The organism is Marinibacterium profundimaris, assembly GCF_002210095.1.
Lineage (GTDB): Bacteria > Pseudomonadota > Alphaproteobacteria > Rhodobacterales > Rhodobacteraceae > Marinibacterium > Marinibacterium profundimaris.
The window spans coordinates 757,767-779,733 of sequence record NZ_AQQR01000001.1 but is presented as its reverse complement, the minus strand read 5'-3'; the positions used below and the strand labels follow the sequence as shown (position 1 = coordinate 779,733).

The following is a 21,967-nucleotide window of genomic DNA, read 5'->3' as shown; positions in this document are numbered from 1 at the left end:
ACTGTGATTTCTAGGAGAATGACATGAGCGCCGTTGCAGCAATCCGTTTTCTGGACACCGACCTGGACAGCATGGCCACCTTCGAAGGCCGTGTCGCGATCCTTGTCAGCCCCGATGGAAAGCTGGGTCCGGCCGGGCGGCGTGCGAACCGCCTGACGAAGGGCGCAGTGCAGAGACTGCTGGACAGTGACGCTTTTGACAAGCTCTCCTCGGGCAAGACGGTGAGCCTTGCGTGGCCCACCGGCATGGCGGCCGAGGCGCTCGACATCCTGGTGCTGGGCCGTCGTGCCAGCGCCGTCGAGGCGCGCAAGGCCGGCGCGAACCTGGGCAAGCTGAAGGGCAGGAAGCCGCTTCAACTGATGGCCGGAAATCACTCTAAAATCACGGAAATTGCGTTTGGCGCCCAGTTGCGCGCCTATGCTTTCACCGAACACAAGACCGGCTCGGACGCGGGCGACGAGATGCACGGTATCGAGGTCCACGTAACGAAACCGGACGAGGCGGAAGTCGCCTTTGCCCCCCTGCAGGCCGTGGCCGAGGGCGCTTTTTTCACCCGCGACCTGACGAACGAGCCGGCCAACGTGCTGACCACCACCGAATTCGCCAACCGTCTGGACGCGATGCGCGAGATCGGGCTGGAGGTCGAGGTGCTGGAAGAAGACCAGCTGGCCGAGCTGGGGATGCGCACGCTGCTGAGCGTCGGACATGGCTCTGACAGCCCGTCGAAAGTGGTGGTGATGCAGTGGAAAGGCGGCGCCGAGGGCGATGCGCCGCTGGCCCTTGTGGGCAAGGGCGTCGTCTTCGACACAGGCGGCATCTCGCTGAAACCGGCGGGCGGCATGGAAGACATGACCATGGACATGGGCGGCGCGGGCGTCGTGGCCGGGACCATGCGCGCGCTGGCGCTGCGCAAGGCGAAGGCGAATGTCGTGGGCCTTGTCGGACTGGTGGAAAACATGCCCTCGGCCCGGGCGACGCGCCCCGGCGACGTGGTGAAATCCATGAAGGGCGACACGGTCGAGATCATCAACACCGACGCCGAAGGGCGGCTCGTGCTCTGCGACGTGCTCTGGTACGCGCAGGAACGCTTTGAACCGGCGGGGATCGTGGACCTGGCCACGCTGACCGGCGCGATAATCGTGGGGCTCGGCAACGAGAACGCGGGCGTCTTTTCCAACGACGACGCCTTCTGCGGCAAGTTCCTGAAGGCGGCCGAGGCCGAGGGCGAAGGTGCCTGGCGGATGCCGCTGGGCCAGGGCTATGACGACCTGCTGAAGTCGCAGATCGCGGACATGAAGAACGTCGGCGGACGCGCGGCGGGCTCGGTCACCGCGGCACAGTTCCTGAAGCGGTTCATCAAGGACGACATGCCCTGGATCCACCTCGACATCGCCGGCGTGGCCTCGGTCAAGGCGGATACCGCCTTTGCGCCCAAGGGCGCGACGGGCTGGGGTGTGGCGGCGCTTAATCGTCTGGTGTCAGACGTTTACGAGGCGGAGTGAACAGGGCGGACCTGCCCGGGAGACCGACAAGATGCTGATCCCCGCGACCCGGTATTCCGATTGCGAAGGCGCGCTCGCCTTCCTCAAGAAGGTCATCGGGATGGAGGAACTCGCCGTGCACCGCGACGAGGCCGGCGTGATCCAGCACGTCGAGATGAAGATGGGCGACAGCCTCTTCATGTTCGGCCCCGAGGCCGAGACCCCCTTTGCCCGCTACATGACGGCCCCCCGGGACACCGGCGGCCGCGAGACGACGACGATGTATGTCATCGTCAAGGACGTCGAGACCCATAACGCCAAGGCCATGGCCGCCGGCGCGACGATCATCCTGCCGCTCGAGGAACGGCCCCATGGCGGGCTGCAGTATTCCCTTCGAGATCCCGAGGGCCATGTCTGGACGATCGGCACGTACGATCCGAGAGGCTAGGCCGCCATGGGCGATGTCTATTTCTACCACCTGACGCGCCGCCCGTTGGAGGCGGCCCTGTCGATGCTGCTGGAGCGGGCGCTGCAGGCCGGCTGGAAGATCGACGTTCGCGGAACGGATCCGCGCCGCATGGCCTGGCTGGATGACAAACTCTGGCAGGGGCCCGAGGAGAGCTTTCTGCCGCATGGTCTGGCCGGTGGGCCGCATGACGCGCTGCAGCCTGTTCTCCTGACATCTGAACGTCAGGAGCCGGGGGATCGGCGCTGTGTCATGTCAGTAGACGGCGCGGAGCTTTCTGCCGAAGAGGTGACCGCGCTGGACCGGGCCTGCATCCTGTTCGACGGCGGGGACGAGATGGCATTGCAGAAAGCGCGCGGGCAGTGGAAGGCGCTGACCACGGCAGGGTGCAAAGCGCAATACTGGTCCGAGGAAAGCGGTCGCTGGGAGAAGAAGGCGGAGTCCGGCGGCTAGACAAGGTCCTGACCCGCCTCCTGACATTCCCAGGAAATCTGTTTTAAAGTAACGGCATACGGTGCTTGGTCCATGTGGCCACAAGCGCGCTCAACGTGTCAGGACCATCTCTCCGCCGCCCATTTCGATCCGGCTCCAGCGGTCGAGATAGCGCATGCCCAGCAGCGATCCGTCCATGGCGCCGTCGTTCACGCTTGCCGCCACGTTGCGGTCCTCGTAGGGGCCAAGCGCCACGCGGTCGAGCGTGACGGGTGCGGTGCGGACCTCTCCGTTGGCGGTGCGGGCGCGGCCGTAAAAGGCAAGGCCCGAGGGGTCGATGCCGGCAGCTTCCGCGTCCCTGCGGCTGAGCACGAGGTCGGTGGCGCCGGTGTCGACCATGAAGCGCAGGGGGCGATCGTTGATTTCGAGCGTCAGGTAGAAATGACCGTCGGCGCTGCGCGGGACGACGATGCGGTTTTCGGAGGCGATGACCGTCTGGGTCGGCACGACGGTGCGGCGGACATCCTCCCAGAGCCCGTAAGCGGCGAGAACCGCAAGGAAAATCAGCCCCCAGGTCACGAGCTGGCGCAGCGTGGCGCCGATGCCCTGGCGGTTGTTGACGATGAACATCACGATCAGCGCCGTGCCGAGCACGACGAGATAGATCAGGTTGCCGGACTGAAACTCACTCATGCTGATGGATATAGGCGCGATGCCGCGCAACCGCTAGGAGGCGATGCCAAAGGCGGCGAGGCCGTCCATCACGAATTGAACAGAGAGCGCGGCCAGAAGCATCCCGAGGATGCGCGACACCACGTTCGTGCCGGTCTGTCCCATCGCACGTTCCAGCAGGCTGCTGACGAGAAACAGAAGGAAAACAAGGGCTAAGACCGCCATCATGACGCCGAGCGTGACGGCGAGACCTTCGATCCCGGGGTGTTCGCCGGTCAGCAGGATCATCGAGGCAAGCGCGCCGGGGCCGGCGATCAGCGGGATCGCAAGGGGGAAGACGGACGGGTCATCGGTCGGGTCGGCGGCGGAGGGGCCGGCCTGGTCTTCGCGGCGCTTGGTGCGGCGTTCGAAGAGCATGTCGAGCGCGGTCAGGAAGAGGAGGATGCCGCCGGCGACGCGGAAGGCGGGCATGGAAATTCCCACGTAATTCAAGATCTTGTCGCCGAGGACGGCGAAGAGGGTGAGCACCAGGAAGGCGACGAAGCAGGAGCGGAGGGCAATGCTGCGCCGGGCCTCGCGGCTGGCGCCCCGGGTCAGGGCCACGAAAAGCGGGGTCATGCCGAGCGGGTCGATGATCACGAAGAGCGTGACGAAGGCAGATAGTACGAATTGTACATCCATCGCAGGGCGTTTCTTCCGTTTTGTACAAACTGACAGGGGCTGTCAGAGCGTGGTTGAAAGGGGCCGCGCGGCTATTGTTGGGCGGCTTCCAGCTTCTCGGCGGCGGCGACCCAGAGCGTTTCGGCGCGGTCCAGCGCGTTCATGACCTCGGCGTATTTCGACTGCCAGACCTCGCGCTTGGTGGCGTTCTCTTCCTGGTAGGCGGAGGGGTCGCCGAGGCGGCGGGCGAGTTCCTCGCGCATCTCTTCCAGCTTTTCCATCCGGCTTTCGCATTTGCGGACTTCGGACCGCAGGGCGGTGATCTCGTCCTTGGAGGGGCGGCGGGGTTTCGGCTTGGCGACCTGTTTCGAAGCGGGCTTGTCGCGCTGCAGAAGGAAATCGCGATAGGCTTCCAGGTCGCCGTCGAAGTCGCGCACCGTGCCGCCGGAGACCAGCCAGAGCCGGTCGGCCACCAGCGACAGCAGGTGCATGTCGTGCGACACCAGGATCACCGCGCCGGAATAGTCCGTCAGCGCGTCGACCAGCGCCTCTCGGCTTTCGATGTCGAGGTGGTTGGTCGGCTCGTCCAGGATCAGCATGTGCGGGGCGTCGATCGTGGCGATCAGCAGCGACAGGCGCGCCTTCTGCCCACCCGAGAGCCGCCCGACCTCGGTTTCCGCCTGGGCGGGACCCAGGCCGAAACCGGCGAGACGGGCACGCCAGCGCGCCGGTGCCTCGGTCGGGCGCAGCCGGCGGAGGTGGTCGAGCGGGGTCTCGTCGACATGGAGCTCGTCGACCTGGTGCTGGGCGAAATAGCCGATGCGCAGCTTGGACGACTTGGTCATCTTGCCCGCCATCAGCGGCAGGCGGTCCGAGAGCAGCTTGGACAGGGTGGATTTGCCCTGACCGTTCTTGCCCAGCAGAGCGATGCGGTCATCCTGGTCGATGCGCAGGTTCAGCTTCGACAGCACGGCGCGGTCGCCATAGCCCGTGATCCCGCCTTCGAGATTGATGATGGGCGGCGACAGCTCTTCCGGCTTGGGGAAGGAGAAGGCGTGCAGGGCGGCTTCCTGCGGCGTGGTGATCGTCTCCATCCGGGCGATCATCTTGAGGCGCGATTGCGCCTGTTTCGCCTTGTCGGCCTTGTAGCGGAAGCGGTCGACATAGGATTGCAGGTGCGCGCGGCGCATCTCCTGCTTCTTGGCCATGGCCTCGGCCTGGGCGATCTTTTCGGCGCGCTGCTTGGCGAACATGTCGTAGGGGACCGGGTAGAGCGTGAGCTTGCGGTCCTCGAGATGCAGGATGGAGCCCACGGCGCGGTTCAGCAGCCCGCGGTCGTGCGAGATGATCAGCACCGTGTGCGGGTATTTCGCCAGGTAGGTTTCCAGCCAGAGCGCGCCTTCGAGGTCGAGGTAGTTGGTCGGCTCGTCGAGCAGCAGCAGGTCGGGCTGGGCGAAAAGGACCGCCGCCAGGGCGACGCGCATGCGCCAGCCGCCGGAGAAGTCGGAGCAGGGCATGAGCTGTTCGTCATCGTCGAATCCCAGCCCCTTGAGGATCGAGGCGGCGCGGGCTTCGGCCGACCACGCGTCGATATCGGCGAGCCGCGTCTGGATCTCGGCGATGCGGTGGGCGTCGGTCGCGGTGTCGGATTCGGCCATCAGCGCGGCGCGTTCGGTGTCGGCAGCGAGCACCGTGTCGAGCAGCGAAATGTCGGAGGAGGGGACCTCTTGCGCGACGCCGCCGATGCGGGCGCGGCTGGGCAGGGAGATATCGCCGCCCTCAAGCGCGAGTTCGCCCCGGATCAGCCGGAACAGCGTGGTCTTGCCGGTGCCGTTGCGGCCGACGACGCCGACCTTGTGGCCTTCGGGAATGACGGCCGAGGCGCCCTCGAACAGGGGGCGGCCTTCGACGGCGTATGTGATGTTGTCGATCCTGAGCATGGGGCGCCTTTAGCAGAGGCGCTGGTCAGGGTGAAGCGGGGTTACTCGAAGGGTTCGCCGATCCATTCGGTTTCGATGGTGAGGGTGACCGTATCGCCCACGCCGAAGTCGCTTCCCGCGGGCGGCAGGCCGGTGGTCAGGCCGAAATCGGAGCGGTTCAGCGTGCCGCTGGCCGAGAAGCCGACCCGGGCATGGGGTTCGAACGGCTGCTTGCCCCAGCCGCCGTTGTAGGTGGCGGCAAGCGTGACCGGGGCGGTGATGCCGCGCAGGGTGAGATCGCCGGTGATCGTGGCGGTGTCCTCGCCGGTCAGGGTGATGGTGTCGGAGATATAGGTCATGCGGGGGTTGGCCGCGGCATCGAGCCAGTCGGGGGACAGCAGCATCTCGCGGAAGCCCTCGGGCGGGTGGGGCAGATCGAGCGAGGCGATGTCGATTGTGACCTCCAGCAGCGAGGTTTCGGGGGCGTCGGGATCGAGGACGAGGATGGCGGATATGTCGTCGAACCCGGCGGTGTAGTTGGAGAAGCCGATGTGGTTGACCGAGAAGATCACCGAGGCATGGGCGGGATCGAGGGTGAAGCTCTGGGCGGGGAAGCTGCGCTCGATCTGCGGGGCCTCCTGCGCGGTGGCAGCGCCGGCCGTGGCCAGAAGCGCGAGAAGGAGGCGGGGCATCGTGAGCATGGGGCGGCACCTGGTTGCGGGCAGAGAAGCAGGCCGTGGCAGTGCCGCGCGGGGCGCGATGCTGCACAGGGGGAATGCCGGGCAGGCCGCCCGGGTTCCCTCGATGGTGGACGGCTGGCGGATCTCCGCGGGCGGAGGCCGGGGTTTTGCCCTTCCCATGCGCCGGTCCCCATGCTAGGCGGGCGCCGATTTGAACGCAGGGCCGGCCCGACTTCCCGGGCGCCCTCAGGACAGGAGAGACCCCGGTGGCTCTGGAACGCACTTTCTCGATCATCAAGCCCGATGCAACGCGCCGCAACCTCACCGGCAAGATCAATGCCAAGTTCGAGGAGGCGGGCCTGCGCATCGTCGCGCAGAAGCGCATTCACATGACCAAGGCACAGGCCGGCGTGTTCTACGGCGTGCATGCCGAGCGTCCGTTCTACGACGAACTCTGCGAGTTCATGTCGTCGGGCCCCGTCGTGGTGCAGGTGCTGGAAGGCGAGGATGCCATCGCGAAGAACCGCGAAGTGATGGGCGCGACCAACCCGGCCGATGCGGCGCCGGGCACGGTGCGGGCGGAATTCGCCGAGTCGATCGGCGAGAATTCGGTCCATGGCTCGGACGCACCGGAGACGGCGGCTGTCGAGATCGCCTATTTCTTCGCAGGCTGCGAAATCGTCGGCTGAGGCTGACAGAGGTGTTGCGGGCCGCTGACGCGGCCCGCCCGACGCGGGGGCCTTTCGGCCCCCGCTTTGCGTTTGAGGGGGCCTGTCGGCCCCCCTTGGCGTTTGTGCAGGCGAACTCGGGCGGCGAGGCTGAGCCCGTTGCAGGAGGTGCCGCGCGCCCGGGCGCTCCGGGAGGGGTCCGCTCGGCCCGGATGCAGGGGCCCGGCGCCGTGGGGCGCGTTGGGGAAAGCCGCGCATTTGAGGCAATCCGAGCGGGTTTCGGCGGCGCAGGGGGCGCGGATTTCAACCTTGGTTAAAGGGGGGAAACCCTTCCGCGGGCCGCGCCGGGGTGAGGGGCGCGGCGCCGCCGGTGAGCGATGCGGGGCAAGCCGCTGGACAGGGGTGCGATTGGCCGCGTGCCGGCGCGGACACCTGGCCGGGCGGGACGAGGGGCTGGCCGGAGATTGGTTAAACTTGCCTTCTCAAACAGTCCCGTTTTGTCGCTGTTTCATCATGTATTTGAGCTTAGCCTTCGTTGCCGCGGCGGGGTGAGGTGCCGATAACCAAGACGGCTTCGGGCTGTCGGGCAGTGACGGTCGCGGGGCCGGTCGGAGCGGGCGGTGCGACCGGGCGGACGGGCAGGCCCGGACCGGCCGGACGGACCGGCGGGCCGCCCCGTCGGACCGGGCCGCGGTGACAAGCCGCGGGCCGCGACCGCGAGACCACAGGCAACGGCCGACCGGCAACGACCGTGCGGCAGATCAGGCATATCGGGAAGACCACATATGGCAGCAGTGACGGCGTCCGGCCTGGCCGGCGCAGTATTCGACCCCTGGATCTGGACCGTGAAATGGTCCGACACGACCCTCAGCTACAGCTTTCCCGAGGATGGCAGCGCCTACAGCTACCAGTCGACGGGCGATGTCTCGGCGCTGACCGCAAGCCAGAAGGCCGCCGTGCGCCGGGTGCTGGACGAGATCGCCGGTTTCACGGGGCTGGACTTCGTCGAGGTCAGCGAGAGCGGCCGAACCGGAGGCGTGCTGCGCTTCGCCAACGAGAAGTACCTTGGCGGCGCCTATGCCTACCTGCCGACCAATTCGAGCCATGGCGGGGATGTCTTCTTCGGCTCGGGCACGACCGCGCCGGATCTGGGCAGCGAAGCCTATCTGTATTTCCTGCACGAGATCGGCCATGCCATGGGGCTGGAACATGGCCACGAATTCCCCGCCTTCGTTGCGTCCGGGCTGGACAGCCAGGAATTCACCGTGGTCACCTACACCGATTTCGTCGGCGACAGCGCGACCTTTTCCTATGATTCCGGCCCCGTCGACTGGGCCCACAGCTTCCAGCAGCTGGACATCGCGGCGCTGCAGTTCCTCTATGGCGCCAATTACGCCTCGGCAGGAGAGCTCTGGTCCGGCAATACGATCTATACCTTCGACCCCAACACTGGCGAGATGTCGGTCAACGGCATCGGCCAGGGCACGCCCGCGGGCAACCGGATCTTCCGCACCATCTGGGACGGCCATGGCGAGGACACCTATGACCTGCACGGCTACAGGACGGATCTGCGGATCGACCTGAACCCGGGGGCGTTTTCGACCTTTTCCGAGGCGCAGCTTGCGGATCTGGACAAGTTCTCGAATTCGGACGCGCGGATGGCGCGGGGCAATGTCGCCAATGCGCGTCTGGTCGACGGCGACCTGCGCGGGCTGATCGAAAACGCGCGCGGCGGCGCGGGCGATGACGTCATCCTGGGCAATCACGTCGACAACCTGCTGGCCGGGCGCGGCGGGAACGACGCGATTTTCGGCGGCACCGGCAATGACGCTCTCAAGGGCGGCAGCGGCGACGACATGCTGCGCGGCGGGCCCGGCAGCGACCGGCTGGTGGGTCAGGGCGGCAACGACACGCTGTTCGGCGGCGATGGCGACGATGTGCTGGTGGGCTCGGCCGGGGCCGACGTTCTGCTGGGGGACGCGGGCTTTGACCGGATGCGCGGGGGCGGCGGGCCGGACGTGTTCCGGTTTCGCTCTGTCTCGGACAGTCCGGTCGGGGAACGGGCGGACCGGATTGTGGATTTCACCCCGGGTGTCGACCGGCTGGACCTGCGGTGGCTGAGCGGCCCGGAGCCGGAGCTGACGCTGAATGGCAGGCTGACCGGCGGCGCCGCCGGCGTGGCCACGCGCGAGGGCAACGGCAACACGCTTGTTCTTGTCGACGTTGACGGCGACCGGGGCGTGGACATGCGGATCTTTCTTTCCAAGACACTCGACCTTAACGAAAGTGATTTCATACTGTGAGCGTTGTTGTTTAACTGGGACGCGCAGGACGGGGCGATGAGGGTCCGGGGTACAGGCCCCGATACCGGTCGCTGAACCGGCCCCGATACCGGCCTCGCGACAGGCCCGAGCAGGAGGGATTTGACCATGGCATCCGTCGTCCGCACCGCCGAGAGCAGCGCGCCATTCGGCGCCTGGCTTTACGATTACCAATGGGCCGACCCGGTGCTCAGCTTCGGGTTTCCCGACAGCGCGGCCGATTTCGGCTATACCGATGCCGCCAGCCTGTCCTCCCTGAACTGGCAGCAGATGCAGGCCGCGCGCCGTGCGCTGGCGCAGGTCGAAAGCTTCACCAACCTGCGGTTCGAGGAAAGCGACAGCCATACCGCCGCCACCCTGCGCTACGTGTATGACTCGGCGCAGGCCACGGCCCTGGCCTATTTTCCCTATGCCGGCGAAGAGGGCGGCGATGGCTTTTTCGGCTACGACACGCTGAACCCGGTGATCGGGAATTACGCCGATTTCACCTTCCTCCACGAGACGGGCCACATGCTGGGCCTGGAGCATGCGCACGAGGCGGCGGGCTTTGCCTCGGGACCTCTGAACAGCTCCGAGTTCACGATCATGACCTACGCGTCCTTTCCGGGCGACCGGAGCACGATCTATGTGGGCGAGCCGGGCGGCTATGCCCAGGGGTACATGCAGCTGGATATAGCGGCGCTGCAGTTCCTCTATGGCGCCAATTACGCCCCGCGGGGCGAGGTCTGGTCGGGCAATACCACCTACAGCTTCGATCCGGGGTCGGGCGAGATGTTCATCAACGGCGCGGGCCAGGGCGCGCCGGCCGACAACCGCATCTTCCGCACGATCTGGGACGGCCATGGCAAGGACACCTATGACCTGTCGAATTACGCCGGGCCGCTGACGATCGACCTGCGGGCCGGGAACTGGTCCACCTTCTCGGAGGCGCAGATTTCGGACCTGGACAGCAGCTCGGGCGATCCGGCGCGCGAGGCGCGGGGCAATCTGGCCAATGCACGGCTGGTCGACGGCGACCTGCGCGCGCTGATCGAGAACGCGATCGGTGGCAGCGGGGACGACCGGATCTTCGGCAACCAGGCGGACAACCGGGTGCAGGGCGGCAGCGGGCGCGACACGATCCTGGGCCGGGGCGGGGACGACCTGCTGCACGGGCAGCAGGATGGCGACCTGCTGCGCGGCAACGGCGGGAACGATTCGATGTCCGGCGGTGGCGGGCAGGACCGCCTGCTGGGCGATGACGGGGCCGACCGGCTGCGGGGAAACGGGGGCGCCGACGACCTGAGGGGCGGGCGCGGCGCGGACGTTCTGATCGGAGGCCCCGGGCAGGACCTGCTGCGCGGCCATGCCGGGGCGGACCGGTTCCAGTTCAACCGCGTCTCGGATAGCCCGGTGGACGGGGCGAATGACCGGATCCTGGATTTCCGGCCGGGGCTGGACCGGATCGACCTGCGCAAGATTGCCGACGGGCTGGAGGTGGTGATCGGGCGGGGCCTGTTGCGCGACGGCCCCTCTGTCGCGACGCTGGAGACCGCCAACGGCAACACGATCGTCACGGTCGATGCCGATGGCGACGGGCGCGCGGACATGAGGCTGATCGCGCTGGATGCGACCGGGCTGGGCATCGGGGACTTCATGGTCTGACCGGCGGCCGGGCAGTCGGGATCCCGGACCCTTGAGCGCCGTTCCGGGAATTTCGCCTGTCCACACAAGGCCGTGTGCGGTGGCGCAATCGCGCCACGACGCGCCGGCGCGACCTAGACAGTATTTCTGTCAGGTATTATCCAGCTCCGGACACGCTCGCCACGCATGACGCCAGCCAAGCGGCAGCCGGAAAAGGACCTCTCCATGTTTCGACAGCTCACGCTTGCCTGCGCGCTTATGGCCGCGCCCGCATTGGCCGATCCCGTCACGATCGACACCTACGCCGGCCCGGTCGAGGTGGACCGGCGCCCAGACAGCATCGCCGTCTTCGACCTGGCCGCTTTGGACACGCTGGATGCGCTGGGCGTGACGGCCGATGGCGCGGTGGCGCCGCTTTATCTGGATTATCTGGCCGAGGCCGGCGCGGGGGCGGTGACCGTGGGGTCGCTGTTCGAGCCGGATTACGAGGCGCTGGCCGGGATGGCACCGGACCTGATCATCGCCGGGGGCCGCTCGCAGGAGGCGGTGCCGCAGCTGGCCAGGCTGGCGCCGACGCTGGACATGACGATCTGGGAAGACCCGGTAGGCCAGGGGCTGGACCGGCTGGACGCCTATGGCACGCTGTTCGGCAAGGAGGCCGAGGCCGCCGAGCTGCGCGCCGGGCTGACCGCCAGGCTGGAGGCCGCCCGTGCGGCGGCCGAAGGGCAGGGCCGGGCGCTGATCGTGATGACGAACGGGCCCAAGGTCGCGGCCTATGGCGCCGAGGGGCGCTTTGGCTGGCTGCACACGGCGCTGGGCCTCGAGGAGGCGATCGCCGGCGTGGAGCAGAGCAGCCACGGCGAGGCGATCAGCTTCGAGTTCATCAAGGAGGCCAATCCCGACGTGCTGATCGTGATCGACCGGCTGGCCGCCATCGGCCAGGACGGGGCGAGCGCGCAGGCCACGCTGGACAACGCGCTGGTGCGGGACACCGCCGCCTGGCAGAACGACAGGGTCATCTACATCGACAGCGGCGCGCTTTACATCGCGGGCGGCGGGGTCCAGTCGATGAATCGCATCCTCGATCAGGTGATCGCCGCCTTCGACGTGACCGGCGGCTGAGCCTTGCGGCTGGCGGGAAGCCTTGTGGCCCTGGCGGTGGTCTTCGTGCTGTCGCTGGGGGTTGGCGTGATCGACCTGCGGTCCGATCCCGATGCTATCGGGGTGCTGATGATCAGCCGCGTGCCGCGCGCGCTGGCGGTGGTGATCGCGGGCGCCGCGCTGGCGGTGTCGGGGGCGATCATGCAGATGCTGGTGCGCAACCGCTTCGTCGAGCCGATGACCGCCGGCACCGGGCAGGGCGCGGCGCTGGGCATCCTTGTCGCGACGCTGATCTTTCCCGGCGCGCCGATCCTGGCGCGCATGATGCTGGCCGCCGCGCTGGCGCTGATCGCCTCTGTCGGGTTTCTTGCCATGGTACGGCGGCTGCCGGCGACGCAGCCGCTTCTGGTGCCGCTGGTGGGGCTGATCTACGGCGGGCTGATCGGCGCCGCGGTCACCTTCTTCGCCTGGCAGGCGGACATGCTGCAATATATCGGCGTCTGGATGAACGGAGAGTTCTCGGGCGTCCTCGTGGGCCGCTACGAGCTGTTGTGGATCGCGGCACTGGTGGCGGCGCTGAGCTATATCATCGCCGACCAGTTCGCGATCATCGGCATGGGCAAGACCGTCAGCATCAATCTCGGGCTGAACTACGACGTGGTGATGGGGCTGGGGCTTTTGTGCGTGTCGATCGTCACCGCGCTGACGGTGGTGACGGTGGGGATGATCCCCTTCGTGGGGCTGGTCGTGCCCAACATCGTCTCGCGCCTTTACGGAGACCATTTGCGCCAGACCCTGCCGCTGACCGCGATGTGGGGCGCAGGCGCGGTGCTGGTGTCGGACATCCTGGGCCGGCTGCTGCGCCATCCGTTCGAGATCCCGGTGGGCACTGTCTTTGGCGTGATCGGCACGGTGATCTTCCTGTTCCTCCTTTACGCGCGGCGGCCCAATGGCGCCGGCTGAGCCGACCACCCCGGCCGGCGGGTCCGGCCGTGGCGCGCCGGCGGCCGAAGCCCTGGCCAAGCCGCGCAATGTCCTTCTTGTGCTCGGCGCGCTCGCACTGGTGGCGGTGCTTGGCTACATGACGCTGGGCGCGAAGGCGCCGTGGAGCTTCCTTTTGCCCTACCGGGGCGAGAAGCTGGTGGCGCTGGTGCTGGTGGCGGTCTCGGTCTCGACCGCGACGGTGCTGTTCCAGACGATCACCTTCAACCGCATCCTGACGCCGTCGATCATGGGGTTCGACGCGCTGTACGTGCTGATCCTGACCGGTGCGGTCTGGGCGCTTGGAGGCATCGCGGTGATGCGGATGCCGCCCGTCGTGAGTTTCGCCGTGACGGGGGGCGCGATGATCCTGGCCTCGCTGGCGCTGTTCGGCACGCTGCTGGGGCAGGCGCGGGCCGATATCATGCGGATGATCCTGACGGGGATCATCTTTGGCGTGCTGTGCCGCTCGCTCACCGGGTTCCTGCAGCGGATGATCGACCCCAATGAATTCGCCGTGGTGCAGGTCGCCTCCTACGCGCGCTTCACCGATATCGAGACGGGGCTGCTGTGGCTGGCCGCGCCGCTGACGCTGGGCGCGCTGGCGCTGGCCTGGCGGATGCGCCGTGCGCTGGACGTGGTGTCTCTGGGCACCGATACGGCGATCACGCTGGGCGAGAGGCCGGGGCGGCGCCAGCTGCAGGTGCTGGTCCTGGTGGCGCTGCTGGTCTCGGTCTCGACCGCGCTGGTGGGGCCGGTGGCCTTCCTGGGCCTTCTGGTGGTGAGCCTGGCCCATGCCATCCTGCCCACGCCCTACCATGCGCAGCTGCTGCCTGCGGCGGGGTTGATTTCCATTATCGTGCTGGTCGGCGGGCAGACCGTGCTGGAACGCGTGCTGCAGCTGGCGACGCCGCTGTCGGTGGTCGTCGACGTGCTGGGCGGGATCGTGTTCCTCGCCCTGATCCTGAAAGGAGCCGCGAAATGATCCGTGTCGAGGGGCTGTCCCATGCGATCGGCGGGGCGCGGATCCTGCGCGATGTCTCGGTCGATCTGCCGAAGGGCGGGGTGACCGCGCTGATCGGGCCGAACGGGGCGGGGAAATCCACTCTGCTGTCGCTGGTGGCGCGGCTGATGCCGCTGCAATCCGGGCGGATCGAGGTGGACGGGCAATCGGTGGCCGAGAGCCCGAACGACGAGATGGCGCGGCGGCTGGCGGTGTTGCCGCAAAGCTCGGAGATCGCGCCGCGCCTGACGGTGGAACAGCTGGTGGGCTTCGGCCGCTATCCGCATTCCAAGGGGCGGCTGACCGACGCCTGCCGCGCGAAGATCGCCCAGGCGATCGGGCGGTTCGACCTGGAGGAGCTGCGGCACCGGATGCTGGATACGCTGTCGGGCGGGCAGAGGCAGCGGGCGCTGATCGCCATGACCTATGCGCAGGACACCGATTACCTGCTGCTGGACGAGCCGCTGAACAACCTGGATATCGCGGCCTCGCGCAGCCTGATGCGGCACCTGCGCGAGATGGCGGAGGCGGATGGCAAGACCGTGGTGATCGTGCTGCATGACGTGAATTACGCCAGCGCCTATGCCGACCGGATCGTGGCGCTGGCCGGCGGCCGCGTGGTGGCCGAAGGCGCGCCGGGCGAGATCGTCGATGCCACGCTGCTGCGCGAGGTGTTCAACACCGACGCGCGGGTGGATCTGGTCGACGGGCGGCCGGTGGTTCTGGTCTGAGCGGCCCCGTCGCCGGCCCTGACAGGCCGTCTCCGTCCCTCGTGTTTCGCAGTGCGGAATGGGGTTCTGCGCGGATTGACCGGGGCGGGACAACGGTGTGATACTTCCTGTCAAGGTGAGGACAGGGAGGGAACGATGTTCGATCTGACAGGCAAGGTGGCGGTGGTCACGGGCTCCAGCCGGGGTATCGGGCGGGCGATCGCAGAGCTGTTTGCGAAGGCGGGGGCGAAGGTTGTCGTCTCGAGCCGCACGGAAGAGGCTTGCGCGCCAGTGGCGGATGCGATCCGGCAGGCGGGCGGCGAGGCGATGGTGGTGCCCTGCCACATCGGCAAGGTCGAAGAGCTGCAGCGGCTGGTGGACGAGACGCTGGCCGCCTGGGGGCGGATCGACGTGCTGGTCTGCAACGCGGCGATCAACCCGGTCTACGGGTCGATGTCGGAGCTGACGCCGGAGGTCTTCGACAAGATCATGGGGACCAACGTGCGCTCGACCTGGCAGCTGTGCCAGATGGTGCTGCCGGGGATGGCCGACAATGGCGGCGGGGCGGTGGTGCTGCTGTCGTCGATCGCGGGGATCCGGGGCAACGCCGTGATCGGGGCCTACGGGATCTCAAAGGCGGCGGAGGCGGCGCTGGCCCGCAACCTGGCGGTGGAATGGGGGCCGAGGAACATCCGGGTGAATGCCCTCGCGCCGGGGCTGGTGAAGACCGATTTCGCCCGCGCGCTATGGGAGGATCCGGAGCGGCTGGAGCGGGTGGAGCGCCAGACGCCGCTGCGCCGGATCGGGCGGCCCGAGGATATCGCGGGCACGGCGCTGTTCCTGGCCAGCGAGGCCTCGGCCTATGTCACCGGGCAGACCATCGTCGCCGACGGGGGCGAGACGATCCGCTGACGCGGCCCGTCCGCCCGTCCTCCAGCCCGCCCGCCGGCCCCGGGGGTCAGCCCCCCAGGCAGGCGGCGCGCACGGCGCGGCGGTCGGTCTTGTCGGTCGCGCCACGGGGCAACGGGGCCTCCTGGCACCAGATCCGTTCGGGGATCTTGAAATGGGCGATGCGGCCGTCGAGGAAGGCTGCAAGATCCTGCTGCGAAAGCGACGCGCCGGGGCGCAGTTGCAGCGCGGCGCCGACGATCTCGCCCAGCCGGTCGTCGGGGATCGAAAAGGCGCAGGCCTCGATCACGTCGGGATGGGCGGCCAGCGCGCCTTCGACATCGAGGCAGGCGATGTTCTCGCCGCCACGGATGATGATGTTCTTCTTGCGGTCCAGGATGGTGACGAAGCCCTCGTCGTCGAGGATGCCGAGGTCGCCGGTGTAAAGCCAGCCGTCGCGGAGTGTCTCGGCCGTGGCCTCGGGCTGGTTGAGATAGCCGCGCATGACGGCGGCGCTCTTGACGATGATCTCGCCCAGTTCGCCGTTGGGCAGGGGGCGGCCGGCATCGTCGACGATGCGCAACTCCTGCACCGGGGGATAAAGCCGGCCGGCGGCGTCGGGGCGGGCCTCGTAGGCGGCGCCGACCATGCCGATGCCAAGGGCGGTGGTTTCGGTCATGCCCCAGCCGGTGGCGACGCCCGCGTTGTGGAAGGTCTGCGCCAGACCGGGGACATGGGCGGCCGGGCGCTTGGCCCCGCCGGAGCCCATGTAGCGCAGGCTGGGCAGGGTGGCGCCGGTCTCGCGCGCGGCGGCGAGCAGGTCGGCGGATTGCGTGGGCACGCCGAGGAAGCGGGTGATCTCTTCGGTTTCGATCAGGCGCAGGGCCTCCTGCGCGTCCCACTTGTGCATCAGCACGGTCTTGGCGCCCATCGGGATGGTCAGCATGAATTGCGGGAAGAGCGCGGTGACGTGGAAGAGCGGCGTGGTGATCAGCATGGCCGGCCGCAGCGGCGGGGGCGCATCGGGGGCGGGCGGCGTGACCAGCGGCAGCACGACCGTCTGCATGGCCCAGGACCAGACCGCCGTGATGACGCCGCGATGGGTCAGCACCACGCCCTTGGGGTGACCGGTTGTGCCCGAGGAATACATGATCGCGAAATCGTCGTCGGGGTCGATGTCGGCGTCCCGGGCCCGGGCCGGATCGCCCGCAGCGATCAGCGTCGAATAGGGCGACAGCGCTCGTCCGGCCTGACAGCCGGCCTCGCCATCCCTCACGCCGATCACCCGAAGGCCCAGCGGCGCGATCAGACCGGAGATCCGGGCCAGCCGGGGCCCGTCGGCCACCACCACCCGGGCCCCGCTGTCGAGGAGCGCATAGTCCATCTCTTCCTCCGTCCACCAGGCGTTGAGGAAGACGGTGACCGCGCCGATCGAGGCGGCGGCGAGCATGGTGACCAGATATTCCGGGTAGTTGCGCATGGCGATGGCGATGCGGTCGCCGGGGCCCAGCCCCATGCGGGTGCGCAGGGCATCGGCCAGCGCATCGACCTGGGCGAGGGTGGCGTCATAGCTGAGCCGTTCGTCGCCGTAGACCAGGAAATCGGCCGCGCCGCCGTCATGCTTGCCCCTCGATTGCCGCAGCAGCGCGGGCACATGGGCCGGCGCGTTGCGGAAGACCCGGTAGGTCACGCCGCGGATCTCTGCCGTGTCGTAGGCCCATGTGGGATCGGTGCGCAATACGTGGTCCACGGCGTCGTCGTAGGACATCGCAGCCGCGGGCGCGGCTTTGGCGTCAGACCCGGGTGGCCGGCCTGCCATCATGTTATTTCCTCCCTCCGGCCGCTGAACCCTCCCCGGTCCATGGCCGCCCTGTCGGTGCTTCGACAGGCGCAGGATAGGCGGCAAAATGACTTGTGCCAATACCGCATGACGGAACGTCGTTTCGCATGCGGATCATCGCTTGGCCACTGCGCCACGGGGGCGCCCGGCAGAGGTGCACGGGCGCCCGCGGCGATGCGTGGGAGAGCGGCCGGGATGGGCGGTTCGGGACCGGGCGCACCGGTCGGGACGGGGGATGTCGCGGCGCTCAGGCGTGGCGGGCGGTGTCGGGCCCTGTGGCCACCTCCGGCGCAGGCTCTGCCGCCGGTCCGGGCATCGGCCCTTCGACCGAGGCGCGGATCATCGCCGTGGCCCCGGCGGCCAGCGTGCGCACCAGCGTCTCGTCGGGGATGTCGCGGTTGAGCCAGTCGCGCATCGGCGCGAAGGCCGACAGGAAAACCAGCACGTTGGCCACGATTTCCAGCCGCTTGTCCTCGTCCTCCAGCCCCAGCCGGCCCTGCAGCTGGTCGGCGAGGTCCTTCATCACCGCGATCTCGCGCAGGCGCATGGCGCGGCGGTCCTCGGGCGGCAGATGCGGGATCGTGCGATAGGCCAGCAACGAGGCCTTGCGCTTCAGCCGCCAGCTCTCGCGGAAATAGCGCGCGATGGCGTCCTCCAGCGGCAGCTCGCGGTCCAGCAGGATCTCGGGCAGGGTCGGCACGTCCTCGCGGAACCACAGCTGGTTCAGCACCCGGCGCAGGATGTCGTTCTTGTTGGCCACGTAATCGTAGATGCTGGCCTGGTTCACCTTGGACCGGGCGCAGATGTCGCGGATCGTGGTCGCGGCGAACCCCTTTTCCAGAAACAGTTCCACCGCCGCGTCGCAGATCTGCTGGCGGCGCTGCTGGATGAGGGTCTCGTTGCGCACGGTGCCGATCTCGGCCTCTTCCAGAAGCTCGGACCGGGCCGCGCGCAGGCGCTTGTTTTGCGTGGCTTCGGTCAACGTGGCCTCCTGTTTTCGTGCCGCCGACGCAGGTTAGACAGATCGGCCTGGCCGTACAACAGCCAAGCAGGCAAGGGGCGCGACGCCCGCCGGGCCGCCATGGCCGGTGATCGCGAAGAAGTCGTTGAGTTCAAACCGGACATTTGTCAGGATGGCCGTGGCATCTGCGCCCGCCGCCCGGATGGAGGATCGGGGCGGCCATGGCCAACGACGGCAGACCCGCCCCGGGAGGAGACACACATGACCCAAGACACCAATCTACCGAACCGCCGTGCGCTGCTGCGTGGCGGCGCCCTGGCCGCTCTGGCCACGCCGGCGCTGATCGGCAAGGGCATCGCGCAGGGCGCGGCGACCTGGCGGGTGCAATCGCACTGGCCCAAGGCGTCAAGCTCGTTCACCGACAGCCTCGGCGTGCTGGCCGCGCTGGTGGAGGAACGCACCGACGGCGCGCTGAAGCTGGAGATGCTGGGCGCCGGCGAGTTCGCCAAGGGGCCGGATATCTACAACATCGTGCGCAAGGGCGTGGTGCCGATGGGCACGATCAGCCCGTCCTACATCAACGATCAGGCCGAGGCGGCGGCGTTCCTCTACGGCATCCCCGGCACGCTGCGCGCCGCCTGGGAGATGGAGCACGCGGTCAAGAACCTTGGCCTCGAAGACCTGGTGAATGTCGATCTGGAACCCGAAGGCGTGCTGATCCTGTCGGAGAAGGTGCTGCCGACCGAGATGGTGTCGTCGAAGAAGATCACCTCGGCTGCGGATTTCCAGGGGCTGAAGATCCGCTCCTCGGGTTCGATGCTGGATTACCTGGCCGCCGCAGGGGCCGCGCCGCAGTACATTCCGGGATCGGAACTGTACCAGTCGCTCAGCTCCGGCGTGGTGGACGGGGCCCATTGGGGGGCGGCGATCGGGGCGCAGTCGATGTCGCTCTGGGAGGTCTGCAAGTATCATTACAAGCCGGTGCTGGCGCAGACGACCGACAGCTACATCCTGAATATCGAGGCGCTGGAAGAGCTGGACGACGACCTGCGCAGCGTGCTGCTCGACACGATCGGCAACAGGTTCTTCCTGCGCTCGGCCGAATACCAGCACAAGGAGGCGATCGCCCTGACCGAAGGGGTGGCCAACGAGGGGATCGAGGTCGTGACCCTGCCGGACGACGTGCTGCAGATGCTGGCCGAGGCCTCGACCCAGGTCCTCGAGACCGAGGGGCAGAAGGGTGAGAAGGCCGCGCAGGCGGCGGCGATCTACCAGACGCTGATGGGCGATCTGGGCTACGTCTGATCCCTCATCCGCGCGGTTCTGTCCGGGGGGCTGGACGGGGCCGCGCCAATGCCCTGGCGGTGCGGACCGGATCTGTCCGGGCGGCCCGCCGATCTTCCCGGTCCGATCCTGACAGGAGTCCTGACATGATGCCCGACATGATGCATGTCGCGCGCGCGATCACGCGCCTCAACCGCTTCATTGGCCGCTGGGCGTCGCTGGCGGTGCTGGCGATCTTTGCGCTGCTGCTGGCCGACGTGGTGCTGCGCTACATGGTGGGCCGGCCCGCGATCTGGACGGCCGAGCTGGCGACGCTGATCTTCGGCGTCTACGCCATCATCGGCGGCGGCTTCCTGCTGGCCGAGCGGGGGCATGTGAACGTGGATATCCTCTACGGGCACCTCTCGCGCCGGCGCCGGGCGCTGCTGGATATCCTGACCTGGCCGCTGTTCCTGCTGTTCGTCGTGGTGCTGCTCTGGCAGGGCTGGGACATCGCGGTGGAGGCGATCGAGGACATGGAGCGGTCGAATTCCGTGTGGAAGGCGCCGCTCTGGCCCACCAAGGCGCTGATCCCGGTGGCGGCGGCGCTGCTGCTGGCGCAGGGGGTCGTGCGGGTCTGGTCGGATGTGCGGGTGCTGTTGGGCCTGCCTGTGCCGGACGATGTCTTTGGCCGGCCGGGGGCGCCGGATGATCCCGCCGCACCGGAGGCGGTGCAGGAATGAGTGTCGAGATCCTCACGCTGCTGTTCTTCGGCAGCCTGCTTCTGTTCGTCCTGCTGGGCACGCCGCTGGCCTTCGTTCTGGGGGGCGTTTCGGTCATCTTCCTGTGGTTCGAGATGGGGCCGATCGGCTTCTACCTGCTGGCCTCGAAGATGTGGGAGACGATGCAATCGCCGACGCTGATGGCGGTGCCGCTGTTCGTCTTCATGGCGATCCTGCTGGAGAAATCGGGGGTGGCGAACGACCTTTACGACATGATGCACCAATGGTGGGGCGGGCTGCGCGGGGGGCTTGCGATCGGCACGGTTCTGATCTGCGTGATCTTCGCCGCCATGTCGGGGATTTCCGGCGCCGCCGTCGTGACCATGGGCACCATCGCCCTGCCCAAGATGCTGGAACGTGGCTATGACAAGAAGCTGGCGCTGGGGGCGATCAATGCCGGCGGCGGCTGGGGCATCCTGATCCCGCCGTCGATCCTGATGGTGCTCTATTCGCTGCTGACCGAGGTCTCGGTCGGCCGGCTGTTCGCCGCGGGGATCGGGCCGGGGCTTTTGCTCTTCGTGCTGGTGTCGATCTACATCGGTGTGCGCTGCTGGCGCAATCCGTCACTCGGCCCGGCGCTGCCGCCGGAGGAGCGGGCCGACTGGGGCCGCAAGATCGCCTCGCTGCGGGCCGTGATCCTGCCGATCCTGATCGTGACCATCGTGCTGGGCGCGATCTTCGGCGGCTTCGCCACCCCGACCGAGGCGGCGGCGATCGGCGTCTTCGGCGCGCTGGTGGCCACGGGGATCAACCGTCAGCTGACGCCGGGCGTGATCCACGAGGCGGCGATCTCGACCCTGAAGCTGACCGCGCTGGTGATGTGGATCCTGTTCGCCGCGCATGCCTTTTCCACCGCCTATACGGCGCTGGGCGCGCAGGGGTTCATTTCCAACCTGATGAGCCTTATCCCCGGCGGCCGCTGGGGCGCGCTGGCCTTCATGCTGCTGGTGCTCTTCATCTTCGGCATGGTGCTGGACCCGGTGGGGATCATGCTGATCACGCTGCCGGTCTTCCTGCCGGTGGTGCGCGAGGCAGGGTTCGATCCGATCTGGTTCGGGATCCTCTTCATCATCATGATGGAGGTCGGCTACATGACGCCGCCGTTCGGGTTCAACCTGTTCTACCTCAAGGGCGTGGCGCCGCCGGATGTGACCATGGGGGACATCTATGCCTCGGTCACGCCCTACGTGCTGGTGACTTTCCTGGGCGTGGTGCTGATCATCCTGGTGCCGGGGATTGCGCTGTATCTGCCGGGGCTGTTCTACGATTGAGAAGAGGCGGTGGGGTGTAACCCCACCCTACGGCAATGGCCGCCGTGTCCGCCATGCTGTGGGCGGGCCACCCGTGGAACCGTCTGCCGCAGGGCGGAACGCGGACGCGGGGGGCGATCAGGCACGCCGCGGGACCGAAGGATGAACCCGGAGACCCCGCGCGAAGACGGCGCGGTCGCGCGCCCGATCCCGAGTACACCGGGGTCGCATTTGCGGAATGGGCTTTCGCAAAGCAGAATGTTGCC

At 67.8% G+C, this 21,967-nt stretch carries 20 protein-coding genes; 14 read left to right on the top strand and 6 right to left on the bottom strand.

All coding sequences use genetic code 11. From position 1 onward, the window contains the following. Positions 1-23 precede the first annotated feature (23 nt). Genes ATO3_RS03705 through ATO3_RS03695 form a run of 3 tightly spaced genes read left to right on the top strand, consistent with a single transcriptional unit; the run spans position 24 to position 2,400 of the window. A complete protein-coding gene (locus ATO3_RS03705) occupies positions 24-1,502 on the top strand; it encodes a leucyl aminopeptidase (protein ID WP_088648427.1) in 1,479 nt (492 codons plus the stop codon). Between the two features lie 31 nt (positions 1,503-1,533). Continuing rightward, positions 1,534-1,929: a VOC family protein gene (locus ATO3_RS03700; RefSeq protein WP_088648426.1), complete on the top strand. Its 396-nt coding sequence runs from the start codon at positions 1,534-1,536 to the stop codon at positions 1,927-1,929. 6 nt (positions 1,930-1,935) lie between these two features. After that, positions 1,936-2,400 carry a DNA polymerase III subunit chi gene (locus ATO3_RS03695; RefSeq protein ID WP_088648425.1) on the top strand — a complete coding sequence of 155 codons (465 nt, stop codon included), beginning with the start codon at positions 1,936-1,938 and terminating at the stop codon, positions 2,398-2,400. A 90-nt stretch (positions 2,401-2,490) separates the two neighbouring features. Here the strand turns inward: ATO3_RS03695 and ATO3_RS03690 are convergent, their stop codons facing one another. From ATO3_RS03690 to ATO3_RS03675, 4 genes are all read right to left on the bottom strand, one after another. Further along, a complete protein-coding gene (locus tag ATO3_RS03690) occupies positions 2,491-3,072 on the bottom strand; it encodes a retropepsin-like aspartic protease family protein (RefSeq protein ID WP_088648424.1) in 582 nt (193 codons plus the stop codon). Positions 3,073-3,105: 33 nt separating this feature from the next. Beyond that, entirely contained in the window at positions 3,106-3,732 is a 627-nt protein-coding gene (locus ATO3_RS03685; protein ID WP_088648423.1) for a MarC family protein, read from the bottom strand. A gap of 71 nt (positions 3,733-3,803) precedes the next feature. Further along, a complete protein-coding gene (locus ATO3_RS03680; protein ID WP_088648422.1) occupies positions 3,804-5,651 on the bottom strand; it encodes an ABC-F family ATP-binding cassette domain-containing protein in 1,848 nt (615 codons plus the stop codon). 41 nt (positions 5,652-5,692) lie between these two features. Beyond that, complete coding sequence (locus ATO3_RS03675) at positions 5,693-6,331, bottom strand: YceI family protein (RefSeq protein ID WP_158217898.1); 639 nt, start codon at positions 6,329-6,331, stop codon at positions 5,693-5,695. Between the two features lie 245 nt (positions 6,332-6,576). On the opposite strand from ATO3_RS03675, the gene ndk reads away from it, so the two are divergent. From ndk to ATO3_RS03635, 8 genes are all read left to right on the top strand, one after another. Then, positions 6,577-6,999: a nucleoside-diphosphate kinase gene (gene ndk / locus ATO3_RS03670; protein ID WP_088648420.1), complete on the top strand. Its 423-nt coding sequence runs from the start codon at positions 6,577-6,579 to the stop codon at positions 6,997-6,999. A gap of 764 nt (positions 7,000-7,763) precedes the next feature. Continuing rightward, the gene (locus ATO3_RS03665) at positions 7,764-9,281 is read left to right on the top strand and encodes a M10 family metallopeptidase C-terminal domain-containing protein (RefSeq protein WP_088648419.1); all 1,518 of its coding nucleotides are present in this window, start codon (positions 7,764-7,766) and stop codon (positions 9,279-9,281) included. 126 nt (positions 9,282-9,407) lie between these two features. Then, positions 9,408-10,943: a M10 family metallopeptidase gene (locus ATO3_RS03660; RefSeq protein WP_088648418.1), complete on the top strand. Its 1,536-nt coding sequence runs from the start codon at positions 9,408-9,410 to the stop codon at positions 10,941-10,943. A gap of 204 nt (positions 10,944-11,147) precedes the next feature. Further along, positions 11,148-12,044: a siderophore ABC transporter substrate-binding protein gene (locus tag ATO3_RS03655; protein ID WP_088648417.1), complete on the top strand. Its 897-nt coding sequence runs from the start codon at positions 11,148-11,150 to the stop codon at positions 12,042-12,044. Positions 12,045-12,047: 3 nt separating this feature from the next. Beyond that, the gene (locus tag ATO3_RS03650; RefSeq protein ID WP_088648416.1) at positions 12,048-12,986 is read left to right on the top strand and encodes an ABC transporter permease; all 939 of its coding nucleotides are present in this window, start codon (positions 12,048-12,050) and stop codon (positions 12,984-12,986) included. Further along, complete coding sequence (locus ATO3_RS03645) at positions 12,973-13,989, top strand: iron chelate uptake ABC transporter family permease subunit (protein ID WP_198963195.1); 1,017 nt, start codon at positions 12,973-12,975, stop codon at positions 13,987-13,989. The genes ATO3_RS03650 and ATO3_RS03645 overlap by 14 nt, the downstream gene beginning before the upstream one ends. Next, positions 13,986-14,738 (top strand): iron ABC transporter ATP-binding protein, encoded by a 753-nt coding sequence (locus ATO3_RS03640; protein WP_088648415.1) that lies wholly within the window; start codon positions 13,986-13,988, stop codon positions 14,736-14,738. Before ATO3_RS03645 ends, ATO3_RS03640 begins: the two co-directional genes overlap by 4 nt. A 135-nt stretch (positions 14,739-14,873) precedes the next feature. Continuing rightward, positions 14,874-15,629, top strand: coding sequence for an SDR family NAD(P)-dependent oxidoreductase (locus tag ATO3_RS03635; protein WP_088648414.1), 756 nt, complete (start codon positions 14,874-14,876; stop codon positions 15,627-15,629). Positions 15,630-15,675: 46 nt separating this feature from the next. On the opposite strand, the gene ATO3_RS03630 is transcribed toward ATO3_RS03635, so the two are convergent. Together ATO3_RS03630 and ATO3_RS03625 are read right to left on the bottom strand one after the other, a co-directional pair. Continuing rightward, complete coding sequence (locus ATO3_RS03630) at positions 15,676-17,373, bottom strand: class I adenylate-forming enzyme family protein (RefSeq protein ID WP_088648717.1); 1,698 nt, start codon at positions 17,371-17,373, stop codon at positions 15,676-15,678. Positions 17,374-17,692: 319 nt separating this feature from the next. Continuing rightward, complete coding sequence (locus ATO3_RS03625) at positions 17,693-18,427, bottom strand: TetR/AcrR family transcriptional regulator (protein ID WP_088648413.1); 735 nt, start codon at positions 18,425-18,427, stop codon at positions 17,693-17,695. A gap of 240 nt (positions 18,428-18,667) precedes the next feature. Between ATO3_RS03625 and dctP the strand changes: the two genes are divergently transcribed. The 3 genes from dctP to ATO3_RS03610 all read left to right on the top strand — a co-directional run bounded on the left by dctP (position 18,668) and on the right by ATO3_RS03610 (position 21,722). Further along, positions 18,668-19,711 carry a TRAP transporter substrate-binding protein DctP gene (gene dctP / locus ATO3_RS03620; RefSeq protein WP_088648412.1) on the top strand — a complete coding sequence of 348 codons (1,044 nt, stop codon included), beginning with the start codon at positions 18,668-18,670 and terminating at the stop codon, positions 19,709-19,711. Between the two features lie 125 nt (positions 19,712-19,836). Beyond that, positions 19,837-20,412: a TRAP transporter small permease subunit gene (locus ATO3_RS03615; protein ID WP_233152015.1), complete on the top strand. Its 576-nt coding sequence runs from the start codon at positions 19,837-19,839 to the stop codon at positions 20,410-20,412. Further along, a complete protein-coding gene (locus tag ATO3_RS03610) occupies positions 20,409-21,722 on the top strand; it encodes a TRAP transporter large permease (protein WP_088648411.1) in 1,314 nt (437 codons plus the stop codon). The genes ATO3_RS03615 and ATO3_RS03610 overlap by 4 nt, the downstream gene beginning before the upstream one ends. Positions 21,723-21,967: the final 245 nt, after the last annotated feature.

Coding starts and splice junctions, on each gene's coding strand:
- ATO3_RS03705 (WP_088648427.1), top strand. CDS start 24: ATGAGCGCCGTTGCAGCAATCCGTTTTCTGGACACCGACCTGGACAGC.
- ATO3_RS03700 (WP_088648426.1), top strand. CDS start 1,534: ATGCTGATCCCCGCGACCCGGTATTCCGATTGCGAAGGCGCGCTCGCC.
- ATO3_RS03695 (WP_088648425.1), top strand. CDS start 1,936: ATGGGCGATGTCTATTTCTACCACCTGACGCGCCGCCCGTTGGAGGCG.
- ATO3_RS03690 (WP_088648424.1), bottom strand. CDS start 3,072: ATGAGTGAGTTTCAGTCCGGCAACCTGATCTATCTCGTCGTGCTCGGC.
- ATO3_RS03685 (WP_088648423.1), bottom strand. CDS start 3,732: ATGGATGTACAATTCGTACTATCTGCCTTCGTCACGCTCTTCGTGATC.
- ATO3_RS03680 (WP_088648422.1), bottom strand. CDS start 5,651: ATGCTCAGGATCGACAACATCACATACGCCGTCGAAGGCCGCCCCCTG.
- ATO3_RS03675 (WP_158217898.1), bottom strand. CDS start 6,331: ATGCTCACGATGCCCCGCCTCCTTCTCGCGCTTCTGGCCACGGCCGGC.
- ATO3_RS03665 (WP_088648419.1), top strand. CDS start 7,764: ATGGCAGCAGTGACGGCGTCCGGCCTGGCCGGCGCAGTATTCGACCCC.
- ATO3_RS03660 (WP_088648418.1), top strand. CDS start 9,408: ATGGCATCCGTCGTCCGCACCGCCGAGAGCAGCGCGCCATTCGGCGCC.
- ATO3_RS03655 (WP_088648417.1), top strand. CDS start 11,148: ATGTTTCGACAGCTCACGCTTGCCTGCGCGCTTATGGCCGCGCCCGCA.
- ATO3_RS03645 (WP_198963195.1), top strand. CDS start 12,973: ATGGCGCCGGCTGAGCCGACCACCCCGGCCGGCGGGTCCGGCCGTGGC.
- ATO3_RS03640 (WP_088648415.1), top strand. CDS start 13,986: ATGATCCGTGTCGAGGGGCTGTCCCATGCGATCGGCGGGGCGCGGATC.
- ATO3_RS03635 (WP_088648414.1), top strand. CDS start 14,874: ATGTTCGATCTGACAGGCAAGGTGGCGGTGGTCACGGGCTCCAGCCGG.
- ATO3_RS03630 (WP_088648717.1), bottom strand. CDS start 17,373: ATGTCCTACGACGACGCCGTGGACCACGTATTGCGCACCGATCCCACA.
- dctP (WP_088648412.1), top strand. CDS start 18,668: ATGACCCAAGACACCAATCTACCGAACCGCCGTGCGCTGCTGCGTGGC.
- ATO3_RS03615 (WP_233152015.1), top strand. CDS start 19,837: ATGATGCCCGACATGATGCATGTCGCGCGCGCGATCACGCGCCTCAAC.
- ATO3_RS03610 (WP_088648411.1), top strand. CDS start 20,409: ATGAGTGTCGAGATCCTCACGCTGCTGTTCTTCGGCAGCCTGCTTCTG.